Origin of the sequence: Nitratireductor aquimarinus (assembly GCF_017255295.1) — a bacterium.
Classification (GTDB): domain Bacteria; phylum Pseudomonadota; class Alphaproteobacteria; order Rhizobiales; family Rhizobiaceae; genus Nitratireductor; species Nitratireductor aquimarinus.
This window is the reverse complement of sequence record NZ_JAFKDE010000005.1, coordinates 11019-28722: the sequence shown is the minus strand read 5'-3', so window position 1 is coordinate 28722 and position 17704 is coordinate 11019. Positions and strand designations below refer to the sequence as shown.

Below are 17704 nucleotides of genomic sequence, written 5' to 3'. Positions count from 1 at the left end.
GATTGCTTTCAAAACGGTGAGACATGGCCACGCCAGAAGAACAGGAAACCCCGGAGCAGGAGACGCTCGATCCGGCAGCCGAGCGAGTGCGCCGCAAGATGGTCCGCTTCATGGGCATCAATCTGGCCATTCTGTTCACCGCGGTTATGGCGGTCGTGCTCGCCTTTGTCTACAAGACGCTGAGCGAGAAGCCGGAGGAGCCGGCGGACGCGATTGCCCTGCCGGGTGACGCCATGGAAGGCGTGATCGATCTGCCTGAGGGCGCACGGGTTCTTTCGCAGTCGCTCGACGGCGCGCGGATCTCCCTGCATGTGCGTCTGGCCGATGGCGATGAAGAGCTTCGTCTTTACGATCTTTCGAACGGTAACATGGCTGCACGGTTTACGTTGCAGCCCTGATGATCGGGGTCGGCCAAAAAAACTTGGCCGAATTCACAAAGATCGCAAAACGGCTGTTGCATTCGGCCGCGAACGCGCCTATATCGCCGCAATCGCTGCGCTCCCATCGTCTAGCGGTCTAGGACGCCGCCCTCTCACGGCGGAAACAGGGGTTCGAGTCCCCTTGGGAGTGCCATTCCGTTCCAGTGGCATTGATTTCATTTGGCTTTCCGGCCAAATCCCCGCACCGGAGAACAAGGTGCGGGAATAGAAGTTCATGCTTTGGTCCTGAGAATGAGATGCGCACGCTTTAGAGCTGCGCGCTTCCTATCGGCGGCCTTAGTGTAGGTCTCCGCCTCCTTGAGATTCTGCCATCCAAAGATCGCCATCAGTTCGTGAGGCGTGGCCCCATTGTCTGCCGCGAAGGTTGCTGCTGCCTTGCGCAGGCCATGCGCCCGCCCTTCGACGCCGGCATCAATGCATTGATCCGCGAACCAGTTGCCAAAACCGGCGGCAGTGAATGGTTTCCCGTATTGCGTTACCAGAAACGCCAGGTCACCCACTTCCGTGGCGTCGATGCTCTCCTTCAGCGGAGGAAGCACGGGCAGGATCACTTCGGTGAGTTCCTGCGACTTCTTGAGCCTGATCGTCAACACACCGTCACGTATATGCTGAGGGCCCAGTCTGACCACGTCTGATCGGCGAAGGCCCGTATAGAGCATTAGGTCCATCGCAAGCCGCGCCTTTGTCCCCAGCTTGTGCTTGGCGTGGTATCTGTCGATCATGTCGACGGACCATGGTGCGTGCCCCTGAGTTTTCGGCATCCTTACCTTTTCCCCCGCCGTTGGATCGGATGGCACGTGCTCTGGCACCGCCCACTGAAAAAGGTGTCGCATGGCGCGAAGGAAGTTGCGCTGAGATCCTGGCTTTCCTTCTCGCCGTTTCAATCCAGCCCGAATGTGGTCCGGCGTGATTTTTGCCGCAGTGAGGTTGCCCGCGGTCTGCTCGACCTGTTTCAGGATCGCGTCACGATTCTTTCGCGTGATGTCGGCAAGATTCCGGTATGCAGCAGAGAGCCGGTACTGTCGGATGAGCCAGGCTACCGACCCCTGCCTGTGTTCCAGCAGCGAGGAGCGGCGGTGTTGTGTTTCGCCGGAAAGTGCAGCCTCGTAAGCTGCATTGAACTCATCGCTGTCATAGGGGCCAGGGAGTCTGATCCTTGGGCCTTTTCCGCGCCGAAAATACCACACTGTCGTGTTGTGGCGTGTGATTTCCTTCTGGACATATGGTTTGCGACGACGCGGCATATCCGACATCAGAAATAGCCCTGTTCTTCTTTGTCAAGCTTGCCGTCCGGGCGTTCGGGGATGGCGTGCTCCTCCGGAACAAGCCGTACCAGGACGTTGCCAATCTGAACAATGGGGGCAAAACCCGCCTTCTTCGCCCCCTCACAAAGGGCGCGGACCTGTCTTTGTGTAAGCGCGAGTGCGCGGCTCATACCTAGATCCTCCGATGCTCTTCAGGCAGCGACTGGCAGTTCGGGCAGACGTGGAGATAGGGCTGTCTCCTTAATTTCGCCCCGGCTATCCGTGGAGTCTGGCCAAAAAGCTCGACCGTGCCTTCGCCGCTTGCCGAGTCGACCTTCGCCTTCACGATGCGCCAGCCGGCCGTTCTTGCGTCGGCGATCATCACGTCGAAATCTTCGCGGGCGTAGGTGTTCGGGTAGCAGGCCGGGCAGTGGTCGCAGGTGACCTGCGTGCGGCCGTCATGGGTTTCGATGGTCATTGCTTGAATGCTCCTTCCGCCCTGATGATCGCGGATTTCGCTTTCTGCAGGCGGTCGAGTTGGCCTTGGCCCAGGCCGGAGGTGTAGCGGACGGCCTCAAGCATGCGTGTCACGTCTTTCGTGACGGCGATGAGCTCTTCAAGCAGCTCGCGCTGTTCGGCCGGGCCTCCGGGCTTTCTGGCGTATTGCCGCCATTCGGCTCGGCAGGCCTCGCAAGCGCGGAAGTTGGATGGCGGCATGGCGTTGCCGCAGTTGCGGCATTTGGTGTTCGTGCGGTCAGCCATGGGCTTCCTCCCGAACCGGCCTGCGGCCTGTTCTGATGTCGTCGATGAAGGATTTCGCGCCGGCCAGATCGGTGATCGCGATGTAGCCGCGGTCGACCATTTCGCCGCCGAGCAGGAACTCGGCCAGTGCATCTGGTCGGGCAGGCGGGGTGTAGCAGTGCGCCACGCGGTTCAGCGCGCCCTGCAGAAAAAGGACGTGGCGCTGACGCTTGGTCAGCGGCGGCGGCTGCGCAGCCATCACATTCCCCAATCGTTCTTGTCTGAAAGGAAATCGTCGGCGCCGGTGCGGCGCTCGCGGCGTTTCAGGGCGATGATCAGCGCCGCGACAAGGCAAAGGCCGAACGCTGCGCCGGCGAGGGTGGCGAGGACGGGAGACATGACGCCGCCCTCATCACGTGGTCGCGTAGATGAGCGGCAGGCCGACGCCGTAGGCGAGGGCCAGCGCCATCATGGCCGCGCGCTCGATGCGGCGGCGTGCCAGAAAGGCGAGGGCGGCTTTCATGCCGCCCGCCTCTGCGACAGGGCATTGGCAAGGTCGCGGGCCTCGACGCCGTGTTTGTCGATCTCAGCTGCGGAAAAGCCCTCAAGGGAAAGGGCATCGCGGTCAACCGTGCGCCCGCCGCCCTGAATGACCAGCATGGCGTCGGCCATGAGCTTCACGGGGTCGGTTTCGATGTGGGCGGCTTCCGTGGCCGGATTTCCGGCCTTCTGAAACTGGATCATTGCATCTCTCCGTTCGAGTGGTCCCCGGGTGGGGAATGAGAGAAGAGTGCATAACGCACAGATTTATGTCAAGAAAAAACGTGCATAATGCACGCTATCTCGTTTTCGCTATTCTCGGGAGACGGCGTAACGCACGCGACCGACAATGCGGATGGTATCGTCGTCGTCGCCGTTTACCGGTATAGGCTCTTGGAAGCGCGGATCGTTTGACTCGGGGAGGAGCCACATTTCACCTGCGTCATCTCGCCAGAGGGTTTTTACCGTGGCTTCGCGCATTCCGTCCGGCCGTTCTCTCTCGACGATATAGCGTGCGCCAATCTCGACGTCTTCGTGCGTCTCGATGGCGTCTGTGAAGATCAAAACGGTGCCTTGCGGGTAGCGTTTGTCCATCGATGGGCCGCGTGTTTCTGCGCCGTAGAGCGAGAAAGGCGAAAGTCCCTCGTCAAAAGGTACTGGAACCGTATACTGGTCGTCATCCGGCCACTCCCACGTTTCGGCCCAGTGGCCAGCTTGGACAAAGCCCTTCACTCGCACCATCCTTGCGCTCGTTACACCGTTCACAGGCAGTTCGCCTGGCCCAGCGCCTTCGCCTGTAAGTAGCCAGCCAGGCGTTACACGAAACGCTTTCGCATATCTCTGTGCGGCGCGGACAATCCCGCGTGTGCCGTTCTCATGTTGGATGTATGTGTCATAGGACCATCCGAAGTAGCGGGCGGCGTCCGCTGCGCTCGTGAAGCCTCTGCTGATGCGCGCCTTTTCAAGCCTTTTGGCGCTGTCTGGCCTGTCATCGTGTTCCATCATGTGCAAAATGCACAGTTGAGCCGTGCGTTTCGACTTGACAATGAACCGTGCGTTATGCACGTTTCCGCCATGAGTGATATCTGCGACGTCAAAGCGCTTCGCCTGCGCATCAATTGGAAGCAAGAGCGGATGGCCGAGTTTCTCGGCGTCGACCGCTCAACCGTTTCCCATTTGGAGAATGGGCGAAAGCCAAGTGGTGCCATTCTGCGGCTCCTCTCGATGTTGGCTGATGCTGCAGACAGCAACGGCGTTGAAGAATTGTTCACGACCGCAACGTCATTCCGACCTATTCGGGAGGCCGCCGAATGAGCGCGCTTCGTCAACGCTGTTCCTCCCAAGACCGCGTTTCCGACCTCCTCCCCGGAAATGTGGCGCTGGCCGCGCCTGCGGGTTACGGGGCTCGTTTCCCGGCAGGCGCGGCCTCCTCTTCCATTCGCGTTTCGCCGGCCATGATGATCCTGCTCAAGGCGATTGCCGCCTATGAGAGGTTCGCCAGTGTCGACGCGCTGATTGCCGACATGGCCGCCGAGCGCGCCAGGGCTGCAGGCATTCCGCGCCTTCTGCGCGCCGTGTGCGACCTTGAGGCCGGCGCAGCAAATCAGTTTCAGCAGGGTGGGGAAGCGGTATCCCACTTGGTTCATACCCAAGAGGTCGGCAGTTCGAATCTGCCCCCTGCAACCAGTTGCGCCCTCCCGGCCGAGCGCGAGGCTTCGCCCCGCTGGCCTGCGGACAACGCGCCCGAAAAAACGGGCGGGCTGCGGTCGCAGCCTTGCGTGGCGCAAACCCATAACCCTGAGAGCGAGAAGGGGCCGGAGGGCGTGCCTCGGGGCGCTCTCCGGTCGCCGCCATAGGCCGATGATTTCGCGGGTGTCTGGCTTCTGCTCCATGCCCGCACGCTAACCAATTCACGCGCTTTCGATCACGGAAACAATTTTCGCAATTGTTTCCTTGACCGGTCGAGCTTTGCCTGGAGTTTCCTGAATGTCTGGCGATGAACTTCGCATCATTCCTCGCGAGTCTACAGATGACGAGCGACGCCGCCTCAAATCCATCACCGCACGGGCGGTGAAAATGGCGGGTGGGGCCGAATTCGAGCCTCATACGCGAGTGAAAAAGGCCGCCCTTTCAAAATACGGCGGCAGGGCCGAGCCTGATCACTTCGTACCGCTCGACATTATACTTGAGCTCGACCGGCACAACGGCGCCCCGATGATAACCGGGGTGTTGGCGAGAATGCAGGGGTTCGAACTACGCCCCATTGGCGCGGAAGAAGAAGACGATCTTCATCTCGGTGATGCGCAGGCGATTGCCAAGGAAACCGGCGACGTTGTCAATTTGCTGCTTGGCCTGCTGACCAGTGGGAAGCGTCTCGACGCTACTGATCGGAGCGATCTGCTCCGTGAAGTCACAGAGGCAAAAGCAGTCCTCTACAGGCTTTCAGCGAAGCTCGGGGACGCGCGATGATCCGCTCCGTCGAAGACATGGTGCAGGAGCGCAATGCGCCGGAAGCGCCTGCTGGCGTGGCCGGCGGGCGCAGCCTTTTGGAGATCGAAGGGGCTTTCTGCCTCTTTCCCGTGCGGCGTGAGCCGGGCACCACGTTTTTCTGTGCCGCCGCTGTGGAGCCAGAGAACTGGGCCGGCGGCGGGCAGCACAGCCGCTATTGCGCATTTCACCGCGACTATCTGGCCCGCTGCGAAAGCGTGGCTGAGGAGAAGGCGGCATGACGGCGGCGCGCGCATGGCGGGCGGCGGCTTTTGCCGTTCTGCTGTTCTGTCTCCTGCTACTCTGGCTCGCCGCCATCACACCGAGGGCCGGCTGATGCGCAGCCAGGATAAAAGCCCAAACCTGACCCTGCCCGGATCCGCGCTTGCGAAGCGTGCGCCGGATGATGCCGCGCGCATGGACGTGGAGCGCAACCTGCCTGTGCGTGATGCGCTGCTGCGCATTCAGCGGCGTCTACGTGACACGTATCGGGCCTCAACCGATGGAGAAAGCCATGAGACTTGAGACGACCGCAGGCGCGCTCAGGAGTGCGCTCGATGTGTTGGGGCGCGTGGTGCCAAAGGCATCTGCAGTGCCGCTTATGCAGAGTGTGCAGTTTGATGGCGCGACGGCTCGGGCCACGGACCTGAACAATTATGTTGAGGTGGATCTCGCGGTAACCAGAGCGGAAGGCAAGGCGTCGATCCTGCATCGACCGCTTGCTGCGCTGGTGAGGCATATCGATCGGGATGACACGATCACTCTGGAGGCGGGTGCGCAGGGGGTAACGCTGCGGTTTTCCGGTGGGCGATATGACCTGCCGACCGTCGAGGGTGATGACCTGCGGATGTCTGGCGCGTTTTTCAAGCCGATGGCGCTGGATGGTGCGGCGTTCAAGAAGGGGATGCGATTTTGCCTTCCGTTCGTCTGCGATGAAGAAACCCGCTACTACCTGAACGGCATCTGCCTTGCCGACGGGCATATGGTTTCGACCAACGGGCACCGCATGGCGGTCTATCCCGTGGCGGAACTCGCCGGTGAGACCTGTGCACCAATAATCAGCAGGACCAGTCTGGCGCTGCTTTCCAAGCTTCCGGATCCCTCTCGCATTTTCACCGGGAGAGATGAGCAGCCAGTCATGCGTTTCGACATGCCAGGTGTCAGGATCACGTCGAAGCTGATCGACGGGACTTATCCTGATTGGCGTCGTGTCGTGCCTGAGATTTCGGCAGATTGCCATTGCCTCACACTGGACCGCCGTGCGCTGCTCAAGGTTGTGCGCCGGGTGTCGGCTGCACTGAACGCCACGGGTGGCCTGCGGGGCGTGGCCCTTGCCTACAACCAGCAGAGCATAGCTCTCGGCGGTGCGTCGGACCATGGCCTGATGGCGCGTGAATATCTTTCCGATGTGGCGATCAGCGGTGTCGCTGCGGATGCGCATATCGAGTTCAACAGCACCTATCTGGCCAGTGTTCTCGAAGCGTTTCCAGCGGAAGTCCGCGTTTCCATGTTCGTACGTGATGCCGGGTCGGTCAGCCTTTTCCGCTGCTCGCAGGATGGTCCGTTTACCCTGCTCATGCCGCAGCGGGCAGGCTCGCGGGGGCTGGATCTGGCCAATGAGGCGCTGCGGGAATGGTCGCAGCCCGCCTCGGCCACCGAAAAGCAGGTGGCGTGATGGAGCATGATCCGTGGAGCGCGCGTGAGCCCAAACACTCGGCTGGCGCAAAGGCGAAAAAGGCTGCGGCGCGCAAGGCGACAGAGCCTGAGCCCGAGGCTTCAACCGATGAAGCGATGTTCTCCGAGGAAGAGACTGGTGAGGCCTGTGTGAACACGGTTGCCGCCGGTCAGCTGCGCGCGTTCGTGGAGCGGGTCGAGCGCCTGGAGGAAGATAAGAAGTCGGTCGGTGACGACATCAAGCTCGTCTACGCCGAGATGAAGGCCAATGGCTTCGACACCAAGGCCGTGCGCGCGATCATCCGCCTACGGAAGAAGGATCAGGCGGAGCGACAGGAAGAAGAGGCGATGATCGACCTCTACAAAGCCGCGCTGGGGATGGCGTGATGACGCAATCCGCGCGCGGTCTGTTTCGGGCGACCGGGAAAAAGAGCAAGCCGGTTTCCGTGGTTGGAGCCGATGGCGAGGTCATTGTCGTCGATGAGTTGGAGCGCGCGGCAGAAGACTTTTACCCGACGCCGCCTGAACCCACTCGCGCGCTGCTCCACGCTGAGCGGAAACGCCTTGGCGATTTCGCAACGCTGTGGGAGCCGGCCTGCGGTGACGGGGCGATGGGGCGTGAAATGGAGGCGGAGGGACATGACGTGTTCATGTCCGATCTGGTGGATCGTGGCTGTGGTGCGCTGATCCAGAGCTTCTATGGGTTTTCCGCGGCGTCGCGACCCTCCCGCGCGATAGTGACCAATCCTCCATTCAACGAGTGCAACTGGCGTGATGGGCGCGGCCGCTGGATCCGTCATGCGCTTGAAGATCTGGACGTCGAATACATGGCGCTCCTGCTGAGCTGGTCTTGGCCGGCTGCTGCTGGACTGGGCTCGCTCTGGGCCAGGTGCCCACCGGCACGGGTCTATCTGATGCGCTGGAAGATCGATTTCACGGGGCAGGGCGCGCCGCCGATGCTGAATGGCTGGTTTGTCTGGGACCGCGCCCATACCGGTGAAACCGTCCTTCGCATGATGGATCGTGTCAACCTGGCGCAGTCCGAGCTCTTTGGCGTGGAGGCGGCGGAATGACCGACACCATGCTCCCCATTCTGCGCCAGATGCACGACGCCAAGGATAGCCGTGCGCTCGCGCGGCTGCTGCTGGCTGCTCCGGACATGATCATGAGCAAGTATCAGGGCGTCATCCGCAAGATCTGCCGCAAGCGGCAGTTTGAGCCGGGCGAGGCCTATCTCGAGCTGCGGCTCAACGCCATGCGCTCGGTGCGGGACGGGCAGGGGCGCTTGAAGCCCGCTGTTGCCGACGCGCTTGCCGAGTTCGGCGCGCAGCTGGGCGCATTTGCTGATGGGGGCCGGACATGACGGCGCCCATCGACAAAATCGACGGCATCAAGAAGCGGCTGGCCGGTGTGGTTGGTCAGGTGCTCATGGAAGAGGTGGAGAAGCTGCGCGTGCCCGCGCCGCGCGTTGTCGTGCGCAAGGCGGATGAGGAGGTCATGAACGCCTGTCGTCAGGTTGGCGAAGCATTTGACCGACTGCAGCAGGCGAAGTTTGCCGGCGGGCCGGAAGTTCGCGCGCGCAGGAACCTCGAAGCGGCGGCGCGGCGGCTGAAAACCGTGATGACCAAGCACGGGAGGTTCCCGTGAGCCGGCGTGAGCGCATTCGCGAAAAGATCATGGCGCGCGTTGAGGTGGTCGACACTGGCCATGAGACGCCCTGCCATATCTGGACCGGGCCGACCAGCGGCGACGGGCGCGGCGGGCAGTATGCCCGCATGTCGCTCGATGGGCAGACCGTGGCCGTGCACAAGGTTTCGTGGACCAACGAGAACGGGTTCATTCCCGGCAAGAAGCAGCTCGACCACAAGTGCCGGCAGCGCCTCTGCGTGCGGGAAAGCCATCTGGAGCTTGTGACGCACCGCCAGAACCAGAAGCGCCGGGCGGCGGCTGCCGCTGCGGCGCTGGAGGCAGCCGAATGAACATGGCCGCCAGAGAACCCCGAACCGAATTGCAGCGTCTTCAGGCAGCCCGCGACAGGCTGGCGCGGATCCAGCCTGCGCGCTGGCACCGCTCCATGGATGATCATGGCGAGTTTCTGGAAGCGCGCGATGAGCACGGCGAGTTCGTTGAGCTGGCGCGGTTCACGCCGCGCGCCACGTTTGACGAGATCGCCTTCATCGCCGACGCACCGGAGATGGCCGGTTTCCTGCTCGGGCTGGTGGATCGCGCCATTGAGAAGGCGCGCAGGGGAGCGGCCACGCGCCAGCAGGCCGAACCGGTCCGGCAGGACGCGCCGCGCGACTTTGCCGCCGAGGCAACCATGAAATGCGATGAGCCCGCCTTCCGCCGCTTTCTGGCGGAGCAGCACGGGCTGGAACCGCCGCTGACGAAGGACCGCGCGGTGGTGAAGCTGCGCTCGATCCTCGCGATCACCTCGCGGCGCGAACTCAACGGAAATGGACAGGCGGCCGAGCGCTGGAAGGCGCTGAGAGCTGCATTCAAGGCCTGGAGGGCTGTGGGATGAATGGTCTCCGCGTTCTTGTGGGTTGCGAGTATTCGGGCATCGTGCGGCGGGCCTTTGCCGCGCGCGGGCATGATGCGTGGTCCTGCGACCTGCTGCCTGCGGATGACCGCAGCAACCGGCATATCGTCGGCGATGTGCGCGAGATCCTGCATGATGGCTGGGATCTGCTCATTGTCGCGCATCCGCCATGCACTCGGCTGTGCCGGTCTGGCCGTCGCTGGCTATCGGGCGCGGGCAATATGACGCCGCCCAAGAAGCTGCCCAAGGGCCGCACGTGGGAGAGCATGAAGACGGAGTTCGAGCAGGGCATTGACCTGTTCGTTGCCTGCTGGCGCGCGCCCATTCCCCGCGTGGCGATTGAAAACCCGGAAATGCACGACCTTGCCAAGGCCCGGATGCCGGCTGACCTGCCGCGCCCGCAGATCGTGCAGCCGTTCTGGTTTGGGAATCCGGAATACAAGGCGACGGGCTGGTATCTGCGCGGGCTTCCTGCCCTTGCAGAGACGGACCGGCTGCCGGAGCCCGAAAAGGGCAGTGATGAATGGAAGCGCTGGAACCGCGTGTGGCGGATGTCGCCGGGTGCGGATCGCGGCAAGGAGCGCAGCCGCTTCTTCCCCGGCATGGCGGAGGCCATGGCCGACCAATGGGGCGGTGCTGCCCTCGATGATTTTGCGCTGGAGGCCGCGGAATGAGCTGGAAAGCATCTGCATGGGCGAAAGAGCAGCGCCTCGGCTCGCCGGCTGCAAAGGCGATCCTGCTTTGCCTTGCTGACTATGCCGACGCCGAGAAGGCGGCCTGCTGGCCGAGCCAGGAGCAGCTTTCGCAGGATGCGGAAGTGAGCGAGCGCACCACACGCGAATGGCTGCAGCGGCTGGAGGACTGGGGGCTGATCGCCCGCACGCGACGCACCCGGCGCAACGGCGCGCGCGCTGCCGACATGATCGTGCTCAAGCTGGATGTGAGCGTTCTTGATGGGGTGGAGCGTTGCCGGAGTGGCAAAGGTTCAGACGCAGCCGTCACTGATGGCCTACCGGCAGAATCTGCCGGTAGGACCAACCGGCAACCAGACGCCGACCTACCGGCAGTTGACGACACGCCTACCGGCAATCAGTTCCGGGCCTATAAGGAAGAACCTCCCATAGAACCTACCAGTAGAACCTCTCAGAGGGCGCGCGAAGGCGCGCGAGAGAGGGATGATCTGGAAAATCCGGAAGATGGATCGCAGAGCGAGGATCCCAAATCGGTGGAACGGGCGTTCTGGCGGGTGGTGAAAGATTGGCCGGGGTTTGCCGGGATGCCGAAGAAACCGGCAATGCGTCCATGGTTTGCGCTTACGGCGGATGAGCGCGCCGACGCTGAACGCAAGCGTGATCGCTGGTTTGCGCTGCTGAAGTCTCAGGGCAAACGGCATGTGCCGGCTCCCTCGACGTACTTCTCCGAAAAGCTCTGGAAGGGTGTGGTTCTGCCGGAACAGCGTGCTCCGGAAAACCTCTTGGCGAAGCCATGGGGTGCGTTGTGGGGGCTGGTGCGCGTGAAGCAGTTTTTGACTGTTGCTCCGAAGGATGCACCCCCGATGACGGCTGCGCAGCGCAGAATGATTGATCAGGGTGTCATTGACGCTGGCGAAGTCCTTCGCGAGCGGCAGGCCCGATATGGCTGGCCTGTGGTGAACGCGATGCATGAACGGGCGGCAAATCGTCAGGGCGTTTCTGTGGCGCCTGCGCTGCAGGCGTTTGCAGGGCTGATGGAGCCGGTGCTCGTCGGATCAGAGCGCTGGGAGGAATGGAAGCTGTTTCATGAGCGGAAAGGGTGGCCATGGCTCCCGAATACGGGGGAGCAGCGTGTGGTCTATTTCCCGGCAGGTGGGCCGGGTGGGCTGAGGAAATTCGAAGCGGCAATCAGTGCCAATGATGCAGAGACCAGCGAGGCGGCGGAATGATGCGTGAGGGTCTGGTGCACGAACTGAGCGAGCGAGAAGAGCGCGCCTGGCAGAAATCCCGCAAGGTTCGTGAAATGGTCTGTTGGCTTCGCGATCAGGCTGCGGCACAGGACGATGAGATGTTCTGGTATGTGGTCCGCACCAAAAAGCCGAATGCTGATTCGGTCGCCGATGTGGTCAGGGAGCAGGGTATCACCGTCTACTGCCCGACCGAGAAAGTTGTGAAAAGGCTTCCTCGCAAGCGCATCAAGGTTGCTGTCGAGAGCCCGCTCTACTCCCGTTACTTCTTCGTTCGTCTGGTGAAGTTTGAGGCGGCCTGGCTTGGCCTGATGACGTTCGACGGCGTCGATTGCCTGCTTGGAAATGGTGAAACGCCGCAGCCAATACCGGAGCGATTTATCGCGAAAATTCAATCAGGTTGCTCCGGTGAGCTAGTTGATAAGTCGAAGCTTTTTCTGGCTGGCGATCGGGCTGTTGTGACGCTCGGCCCGTTCGCTTCTTTGGAAGGGATCGTCTCGAAGGATGAGGGCAGCGGTCATGAGGTCGATATCGAGATCGACATATTCGGGCGTATGACGCCTTGCCGGATTGGGATTGACCATTTGACGAAACTGGCTTAGCGGTTTCTGCCCATAGGCCACTGCCGCAGGACGCAGGCGCTTCTTCAAGCGTTCGACGCCGCGGCAACCCAGCTTGATGAGACGGCGATCAGCCGGTGAACATCGGGCCTCATGGCGAAGCTTTATCAAATATTCTGACCCATGCTTCGGCGCTTCCAACAGAAGTGCTCATGACGTTTCACATCGAATGGAGCCTTCATGTCGGGACTGGCAATCCGGTGGCACGCAGTCGCTGGTCTGAAGCGGTTCGAGAATCAGATCGGCGCATTGGGTGAGAAAGCTCCCCATGCGTTGCGAAGGGCGGTGGCCCGTACTGGTGACATGGCGCGCACGCAGGTCATTCGCGCGCTGACCAAGCAGACAGGCCTCGAGCGCGAGATGATTGTGCGTGCGGTGAAGGTCACCCGGCCCAGCTTCGAAAGCCTGAACTACGTGATGCGGACGCGGGGCGGCGACATCGCCCTCAAGTATTTTTCGGCGCGCGAAACCCGCAAGGGCGTCAGTGCATCTCCATTCGGAAAGCGAAAGGTTTTTCCCCATACCTTTATCCGGGGCGGCAAGTTTCCTGGTCGCGTCCGATTGGGCATGGGGGGGCACGTGTTCCTCCCAGAGACGTCAAACCCCAAATGGGGACGAAAGTTCGAAAAGCAGAAGAGCGGCGTCGTCATCCCTGCCGAAATGGTCAAGGGCCAGACGGCCGAGGCGTTTCAGGCCTCGGTTCGGGCAAATCTCCCGCGTCGCGTCGAGCATGAGCTGGGCCGCCTCCTCAAATGACCCCCGACAGGGTTTAGGGACCGTATTTTTGCCTGCCAGCCCCACGGTGCGGAAAGCGCCCGGGTTTTCGCCAGTAGGCGGGTTTGAAACCGGTACACGGATACACGTGCTGCACACGTGAGATGCACGGATAGCGAATGATGGAACACGGTGACTGGATCTCGATCACGGAAGCCGCCACGCGCCTGACTGCTGCCGGCGACGCCGTGGACCGTTCGACATTGTCGCGGTATCTGAAGCAGCACTCCGAGGCGTTGCCGCTCAGGCGATCGGGGAAGTCGAACCTGGTTGATTATGACGCGCTGGTTGCGCATCGCGGCGAGAATATCCGCATCCGCACTGTCCCTGTCGAACCGGTGGCAGGCGAACGTGTTGCGAAGCGACCGGCCACGCGGTTTGCCGGCAGCCAGTCCGATGGCGCAGCGCGCAAGGCGCAGGCCGATGCCGAGTTGCGCGAGATGGACGTGGCGGAGCGCCGCAAGGAGCTTACGCCCACCTCCGAAGTGGATCAGGCGGGGCGTGATGCCGTTGCGCTGATGCAGAGCGCCTTTGAGCGTGCGATAGAGACCGAGGCGGCAACGGTGTCGCTCAAATATGGCTGGGATGAACGAACCGTCCGCATTGCGTTGAAGGGTTTTGCGCGCACCGGACTGGATGTGTTTCATCGCGAAATCCTCGGTCGCCTCGATGCGCTCAGCCGAGCCGGAGCACCGAGCGGTGAGGGCGAGACGGGCATGGACGCGCTCCATTCATGACGTTTCATGAAACGCGGCTCAGGTTTCCGGAGCTGTCTGATGGTGCGGCGGTTTTGTTCAAGGCTCTTGAGGCAGCCAGTCGCCCGGTCGAGGATCTGTCGATCAGCGAATGGGCGGATCGCTACAGGGTCGTCTCGGCTGAATCGGGTTCGCCATGGCCGGGTAAATTCCGGACCGACCGGGTTCCATATCTGCGGGAGCCGCAGGATTGCCTCCATCCGGATCATCCCGCGCGCCGGGTGACCGCGCGGTGGGCTGCGCAGCTCGGCAAGTCGACGGCGATCGAGAACTGGTTCGGCTTCGTGGTGGACCAGGCGCCGGGCTCGATGATGATCGTGCTGCCCACGCTTGAAGAGGCGACGAAGTTCAACCGGGTGAAGCTTCAGCCCACGATTGAGGCGAGCCCGCGCATCGCGCACAAGGTGCTGCCGGTCAACAGCCGGGATGAGCAGGGCTCGACGACATCGTTCAAGCGCTATGCGGGCGGCTTCTGCCAGATCGTGAACGCCGGTTCTTCCAAGGGCCTGCAGATGGTCTCGATCAAGTATCTGGCGATGGATGAGGTCACGGGGTATCCGAAGGATGTGGATGGCCGCGGCAGCCCCCGAGATCAGGCGCGTGCCCGTCAGAAAATGTATGGCGATCTTGCCAAGGAGTGGCAGGGCTCCACGCCGGGCGTCACGGGTGAGTGCGAGATCTCTGCGGATTTCGAGAGCGGGGATCAGCGGTTCTTCTATGTGCCGTGCCCGCATTGCGACACGTTTCAGGCGCTTGCCTTCGATCAGATGCGTGAAGCGGAGCCCGAGCAGGATCTGCCGGTGCATCTGCGATGCGTGGTTTGCGACGGCGTGATGCTGGACGGGCACAAGCTCGACATGAATGCGCGCGGTCGCTGGATTGCACGACGGGTCCGCGAGGGCGAGGATCCCGTTCCACACGCCATTCCAGCATCCGAGATCGAGGAATGGGCCTGCCCGCCGCTTGAGGGGCGGTGCCGGGACTGGCAGCCGAGCTATCATCTCTGGGCAGCCTATGCGCCGCGCGAGCGTTTTGCCGACATATGGGCGCGGTTCCAGGAGGCGCAGGGCGACACCACGAAGATGCGTGTGTTCTGTCAGCAGGATCTGGCAGAGCCCTATGATCCCGGCGGCGTCGCTGTTGAATGGGAAAAGATCGTCGAGGCGGTGCGCGGGTATCGCACACCGGCCCGGCGCATTCCGCGCGACGCTGCACTCGTGGTCTCGGCTGCGGACGTTCAGGGATATGGCATCAAATGGTTGGTCTGGGCCATCGGCCCGCGTGGCCAGCGCTGGCTGATCGACCGGGAGATCTTCGAAGGCGCGCCCGATCAGGTTGATGATGCATGGATCGAACTGGCGGATGCGCTGGGCCGGACCTATCCGACTGACGGCGACATGGAGAAGGGCATTGATCTGTCGGGCGTGGATTCGGGCTTTGCCACGGATCGCGTCTACCGGTTTTGCGCCGGCCGCCCGAACGTTTTTGCCGTCGATGGCCGGCACAGCCAGGGGCTGCCGTGGCTTGGTACACCGGTAAAGAAGGACATCCGGGACCAGAGAAGGCGGGTGGTCGCGAAGGTTCTCCTCTACCCGGTCGGAAACTACGACATCAAAACCGAGATCATGGCCGGCCTCGCCAATCTCGTTCAGGGGCCGGATCAAAAGGGCATCTGGCCGCGCAACACGCTGCATATGCCGCCGGACCTGTGTGACGAAGAGTTCGCCCAGGAAATGACCGCCGAACGTCTGGTCGACCCGGATGAAGAGGCAAGGGCGAGCGTGAGCCGGCGTGCGCGGCGGCTGATCAGTCCGAAAGCGCCACGGGAGTGGAAGCGGATTGTCGGTCGCAAGAACGACTGGTTTGACGCGACGGTCTACGCATTCGCACTGGCATGGCATCTCGAGCACAAACGTCGTCTGACGGCTGATCGCTGGGCGGATCTTCTTCTTGAGGTTCATGGCAGGAAACCGGAGCCCGATCTGTTTGAGGCTGCCGACGAAGGACCGTTCACGAAACAGTCGCGCAAGGGCAGGTCGGACCGCGCCGAGCGACGTTCTCAAAACCGGAAGAAATGGGCAAAGCGCAAATGACAGCGAAGCAGCGGATACGGGTGAAGGCGGGGAGCGTGCGGCAGGCGATGCCGAAGGCGTCCTACCTGCGCGACACGCGTTCCGCCGTGATCAGCACGCGCCCGTCGACCCTGCGCGCGAGCCGTGACGATATCCGTGTTGCCTGGCGGCGTGCCGCTGCGATTGCCAATGACCTTGTGCAGAACTCAGGACGCCTGCGCGGGGCTGTCGATCAGGTCATCGCGGACACGGTGGGGATCGAGCTTGTGCTGAACCCGCAGCCGGATCTTTCGCGGCTTGGCTATGACCAGAAGGAAACCGTCGAGTTTTCGCGGATGGTGAAGCGCTGGTGGAAACGCTGGGCGTGGAACCCGCGGGAATGCGACCTGCGCGGCAAGTTCACCGTGCCGCAGATGATCGACATCGCCCTTCGCTGGGACATGGTCTATGGCGAGGCGCTTGGCGTCATGTCCTACATGACCATGGCTGAACGGAAGCGCTACGGTCTGACGAGCGGGACGAAGGTCTGCATGTCGCCGCCCACAAGGCTCGTTCAGGACACCAACGAGATGGAGGGGCTGTTTCAGGGGGTGATCCATGACCCGAATGGACGGCCCGTCGCCTACCGTCTTGAAGACAAGGAAACCGGCATCCGGGTAAAGCGCGATTACCGTGCCCATGACGCCGATTGGCGCCAGCAGGTTATCCATGTTTTTGACCCGATGGATGCGACGGATGTGCGCGGGATCAGCAGGATCGCTCCCGGCTTCCGGCAGCATATCCAGCATGAGATTCTTGTCGATGCGACGGTTCAGACGGCCATCCTGCAGACGGTCTTTGCTGCGGCGCTGACCAGTCAGGCACCGTCAAAGGATGCCTTTGAGGCGCTCGCCGCCATTGAAGACGATGATCTGCGCGGCGAGATGGAAGACTATTTTGCGGCATCGTTCGATCGCGCCGCCGACAGCGCGATCAACATCAGCGGGGATCCGCAGGTGTCGCATCTCGCGCCGGGTGAAGAATTGAAGCTCCTGTCCACCGGCACGCCGGGACCGCAGTTCCAGCCGCTCTGGTCGGCACTGTCGCGTGACATGGCCCGCGCCATCGGCATTACCTATGGCGGGCTGACGATGGATCACAGCAATTCGACCTATTCGTCGGTCCGGATGGAGAACTCCTCGATCTGGCCGGTGGTGATGCGGCGTCGTGAGCGTCTAGCCGGTCCCATCGCGCAGGCGATTTATGAAAACGCGCTGGATGAGGCGATCGGGGAGGGGCGGATTCCCTTCAAGGGCGGCTATCGGGCGTTTGCCGCAAACCGTGACGCGGTCTGCTGGGCGCTGTGGCAGGGGCCGGCCAAGCCGTCGGCCGACGACGGAAAAAGCGCGAAGGCTGCCAGCGAACGGCTCGGCAATGGAACGTCGACGCTTGCGGCCGAGTGCGCGGAACTTGGCTACGACCCGGACGAAGTCTTTGAGCAGCGCGTTCGTGAACACGCGCTTTATCGTGAAGCGGGGATGGCCTCGCCGTTTGAACGCCGGGCCGGTGGACCGTCTGTCGATCCGGGTGAGGAATTCGAGCGAAAGCCTGGTGCAGAATGACCACGAGCATCACGATCCGCAAACGCACATTCGATGTGTCCGACCCCTGTACCGTTGCGGAAAACCTGAAGCTTGTGCGGCTTCAGATTGTTGCCGGCGGACAGGCGGAAGTCATTCGCTTCGGCGATGATGAGGTGCGCTATTCGCGCGCCAACCTTGAAGCGCTCGAGCGCGAGATCGAGCGGTATGAGGGAGCCTGCGCGGCTTCCCGGGGGAACGGTCGCCGCCGGCGGTTCGCAAAGCGCATTCGCTTCATCTGAAGCCTGAAACTTCTG

28 protein-coding genes and 2 tRNA genes are annotated in these 17704 nt (G+C 62.2%); 22 read left to right on the top strand and 8 right to left on the bottom strand.

Annotation, left to right across the window (positions count from 1 at the left end; genetic code table 11):
* Window positions 1-23: 23 nt before the first annotated feature.
* Window positions 24-398 carry a fimbrial protein gene (locus JYP46_RS09370; protein WP_206547965.1) on the top strand — a complete coding sequence of 125 codons (375 nt, stop codon included), beginning with the start codon at window positions 24-26 and terminating at the stop codon, window positions 396-398.
* A gap of 99 nt (window positions 399-497) precedes the next feature.
* Window positions 498-573 (top strand) — tRNA-Glu (locus JYP46_RS09365).
* A gap of 79 nt (window positions 574-652) precedes the next feature.
* Here JYP46_RS09365 and JYP46_RS09360 read toward each other — a convergent pair.
* From JYP46_RS09360 to JYP46_RS09325, 8 genes are all read right to left on the bottom strand, one after another.
* Window positions 653-1693, bottom strand: a complete 1041-nt coding sequence (locus JYP46_RS09360) for a tyrosine-type recombinase/integrase (protein WP_206547964.1) — start codon at window positions 1691-1693, stop codon at window positions 653-655.
* Window positions 1693-1875 carry a hypothetical protein gene (locus JYP46_RS09355; protein WP_206547963.1) on the bottom strand — a complete coding sequence of 61 codons (183 nt, stop codon included), beginning with the start codon at window positions 1873-1875 and terminating at the stop codon, window positions 1693-1695. The genes JYP46_RS09360 and JYP46_RS09355 overlap by 1 nt, the downstream gene beginning before the upstream one ends.
* A 2-nt stretch (window positions 1876-1877) precedes the next feature.
* Entirely contained in the window at window positions 1878-2162 is a 285-nt protein-coding gene (locus tag JYP46_RS09350; RefSeq protein WP_206547962.1) for a hypothetical protein, read from the bottom strand.
* The gene (locus JYP46_RS09345) at window positions 2159-2446 is read right to left on the bottom strand and encodes a hypothetical protein (RefSeq protein WP_206547961.1); all 288 of its coding nucleotides are present in this window, start codon (window positions 2444-2446) and stop codon (window positions 2159-2161) included. Before JYP46_RS09345 ends, JYP46_RS09350 begins: the two co-directional genes overlap by 4 nt.
* A complete protein-coding gene (locus JYP46_RS09340; RefSeq protein ID WP_206547960.1) occupies window positions 2439-2684 on the bottom strand; it encodes a hypothetical protein in 246 nt (81 codons plus the stop codon). Before JYP46_RS09340 ends, JYP46_RS09345 begins: the two co-directional genes overlap by 8 nt.
* Complete coding sequence (locus JYP46_RS09335; RefSeq protein WP_206547959.1) at window positions 2684-2824, bottom strand: hypothetical protein; 141 nt, start codon at window positions 2822-2824, stop codon at window positions 2684-2686. The genes JYP46_RS09340 and JYP46_RS09335 overlap by 1 nt, the downstream gene beginning before the upstream one ends.
* A gap of 120 nt (window positions 2825-2944) precedes the next feature.
* On the bottom strand, window positions 2945-3169 hold the full coding sequence (locus JYP46_RS09330) for a hypothetical protein (protein WP_206547958.1): 225 nt from the start codon (window positions 3167-3169) through the stop codon (window positions 2945-2947).
* 108 nt (window positions 3170-3277) lie between these two features.
* On the bottom strand, window positions 3278-4093 hold the full coding sequence (locus JYP46_RS09325; protein ID WP_206547957.1) for a LexA family transcriptional regulator: 816 nt from the start codon (window positions 4091-4093) through the stop codon (window positions 3278-3280).
* Between the two features lie 6 nt (window positions 4094-4099).
* On the opposite strand from JYP46_RS09325, the gene JYP46_RS09320 reads away from it, so the two are divergent.
* The 20 genes from JYP46_RS09320 (at window position 4100) to JYP46_RS09225 (ending at window position 17689) form a co-directional block, all read left to right on the top strand.
* On the top strand, window positions 4100-4279 hold the full coding sequence (locus JYP46_RS09320; protein WP_206547956.1) for a helix-turn-helix domain-containing protein: 180 nt from the start codon (window positions 4100-4102) through the stop codon (window positions 4277-4279).
* Between the two features lie 297 nt (window positions 4280-4576).
* A tRNA-Met gene (locus JYP46_RS09315) sits at window positions 4577-4651 on the top strand.
* 300 nt (window positions 4652-4951) lie between these two features.
* On the top strand, window positions 4952-5434 hold the full coding sequence (locus JYP46_RS09310; RefSeq protein ID WP_206547955.1) for a hypothetical protein: 483 nt from the start codon (window positions 4952-4954) through the stop codon (window positions 5432-5434).
* Window positions 5431-5694 carry a hypothetical protein gene (locus JYP46_RS09305; RefSeq protein WP_206547954.1) on the top strand — a complete coding sequence of 88 codons (264 nt, stop codon included), beginning with the start codon at window positions 5431-5433 and terminating at the stop codon, window positions 5692-5694. The genes JYP46_RS09310 and JYP46_RS09305 overlap by 4 nt, the downstream gene beginning before the upstream one ends.
* A 94-nt stretch (window positions 5695-5788) precedes the next feature.
* Entirely contained in the window at window positions 5789-5977 is a 189-nt protein-coding gene (locus JYP46_RS09300; RefSeq protein WP_206547953.1) for a hypothetical protein, read from the top strand.
* Complete coding sequence (locus JYP46_RS09295; RefSeq protein ID WP_206547952.1) at window positions 5967-7127, top strand: DNA polymerase III subunit beta; 1161 nt, start codon at window positions 5967-5969, stop codon at window positions 7125-7127. Before JYP46_RS09300 ends, JYP46_RS09295 begins: the two co-directional genes overlap by 11 nt.
* A gap of 116 nt (window positions 7128-7243) precedes the next feature.
* The gene (locus JYP46_RS09290) at window positions 7244-7513 is read left to right on the top strand and encodes a DUF2312 domain-containing protein (RefSeq protein WP_206548101.1); all 270 of its coding nucleotides are present in this window, start codon (window positions 7244-7246) and stop codon (window positions 7511-7513) included.
* Window positions 7513-8199 carry a hypothetical protein gene (locus JYP46_RS09285; protein WP_206547951.1) on the top strand — a complete coding sequence of 229 codons (687 nt, stop codon included), beginning with the start codon at window positions 7513-7515 and terminating at the stop codon, window positions 8197-8199. The genes JYP46_RS09290 and JYP46_RS09285 overlap by 1 nt, the downstream gene beginning before the upstream one ends.
* The gene (locus JYP46_RS09280) at window positions 8196-8489 is read left to right on the top strand and encodes a hypothetical protein (RefSeq protein WP_206547950.1); all 294 of its coding nucleotides are present in this window, start codon (window positions 8196-8198) and stop codon (window positions 8487-8489) included. Before JYP46_RS09285 ends, JYP46_RS09280 begins: the two co-directional genes overlap by 4 nt.
* Window positions 8486-8773 carry a hypothetical protein gene (locus JYP46_RS09275; RefSeq protein WP_206547949.1) on the top strand — a complete coding sequence of 96 codons (288 nt, stop codon included), beginning with the start codon at window positions 8486-8488 and terminating at the stop codon, window positions 8771-8773. Before JYP46_RS09280 ends, JYP46_RS09275 begins: the two co-directional genes overlap by 4 nt.
* 29 nt (window positions 8774-8802) lie before the next feature.
* Window positions 8803-9105 carry an HNH endonuclease signature motif containing protein gene (locus JYP46_RS09270; RefSeq protein WP_206548100.1) on the top strand — a complete coding sequence of 101 codons (303 nt, stop codon included), beginning with the start codon at window positions 8803-8805 and terminating at the stop codon, window positions 9103-9105.
* Entirely contained in the window at window positions 9102-9650 is a 549-nt protein-coding gene (locus JYP46_RS09265) for a hypothetical protein (RefSeq protein WP_222474028.1), read from the top strand. The genes JYP46_RS09270 and JYP46_RS09265 overlap by 4 nt, the downstream gene beginning before the upstream one ends.
* Window positions 9647-10342, top strand: coding sequence for a hypothetical protein (locus tag JYP46_RS09260; protein WP_206547948.1), 696 nt, complete (start codon window positions 9647-9649; stop codon window positions 10340-10342). Before JYP46_RS09265 ends, JYP46_RS09260 begins: the two co-directional genes overlap by 4 nt.
* The gene (locus JYP46_RS09255; protein ID WP_206547947.1) at window positions 10339-11589 is read left to right on the top strand and encodes a helix-turn-helix domain-containing protein; all 1251 of its coding nucleotides are present in this window, start codon (window positions 10339-10341) and stop codon (window positions 11587-11589) included. The genes JYP46_RS09260 and JYP46_RS09255 overlap by 4 nt, the downstream gene beginning before the upstream one ends.
* On the top strand, window positions 11589-12209 hold the full coding sequence (gene nusG / locus JYP46_RS09250; protein ID WP_206547946.1) for a transcription termination/antitermination protein NusG: 621 nt from the start codon (window positions 11589-11591) through the stop codon (window positions 12207-12209). Before JYP46_RS09255 ends, nusG begins: the two co-directional genes overlap by 1 nt.
* 198 nt (window positions 12210-12407) lie before the next feature.
* Window positions 12408-12983, top strand: coding sequence for a hypothetical protein (locus JYP46_RS09245; protein WP_206547945.1), 576 nt, complete (start codon window positions 12408-12410; stop codon window positions 12981-12983).
* 137 nt (window positions 12984-13120) lie between these two features.
* On the top strand, window positions 13121-13738 hold the full coding sequence (locus JYP46_RS09240) for a hypothetical protein (protein WP_222474026.1): 618 nt from the start codon (window positions 13121-13123) through the stop codon (window positions 13736-13738).
* A complete protein-coding gene (locus tag JYP46_RS09235) occupies window positions 13735-15849 on the top strand; it encodes a phage terminase large subunit family protein (protein WP_206547944.1) in 2115 nt (704 codons plus the stop codon). Before JYP46_RS09240 ends, JYP46_RS09235 begins: the two co-directional genes overlap by 4 nt.
* Window positions 15846-17429: a phage portal protein gene (locus JYP46_RS09230; protein ID WP_206547943.1), complete on the top strand. Its 1584-nt coding sequence runs from the start codon at window positions 15846-15848 to the stop codon at window positions 17427-17429. The genes JYP46_RS09235 and JYP46_RS09230 overlap by 4 nt, the downstream gene beginning before the upstream one ends.
* On the top strand, window positions 17426-17689 hold the full coding sequence (locus JYP46_RS09225) for a hypothetical protein (protein WP_206547942.1): 264 nt from the start codon (window positions 17426-17428) through the stop codon (window positions 17687-17689). Before JYP46_RS09230 ends, JYP46_RS09225 begins: the two co-directional genes overlap by 4 nt.
* Window positions 17690-17704 lie beyond the last annotated feature (15 nt).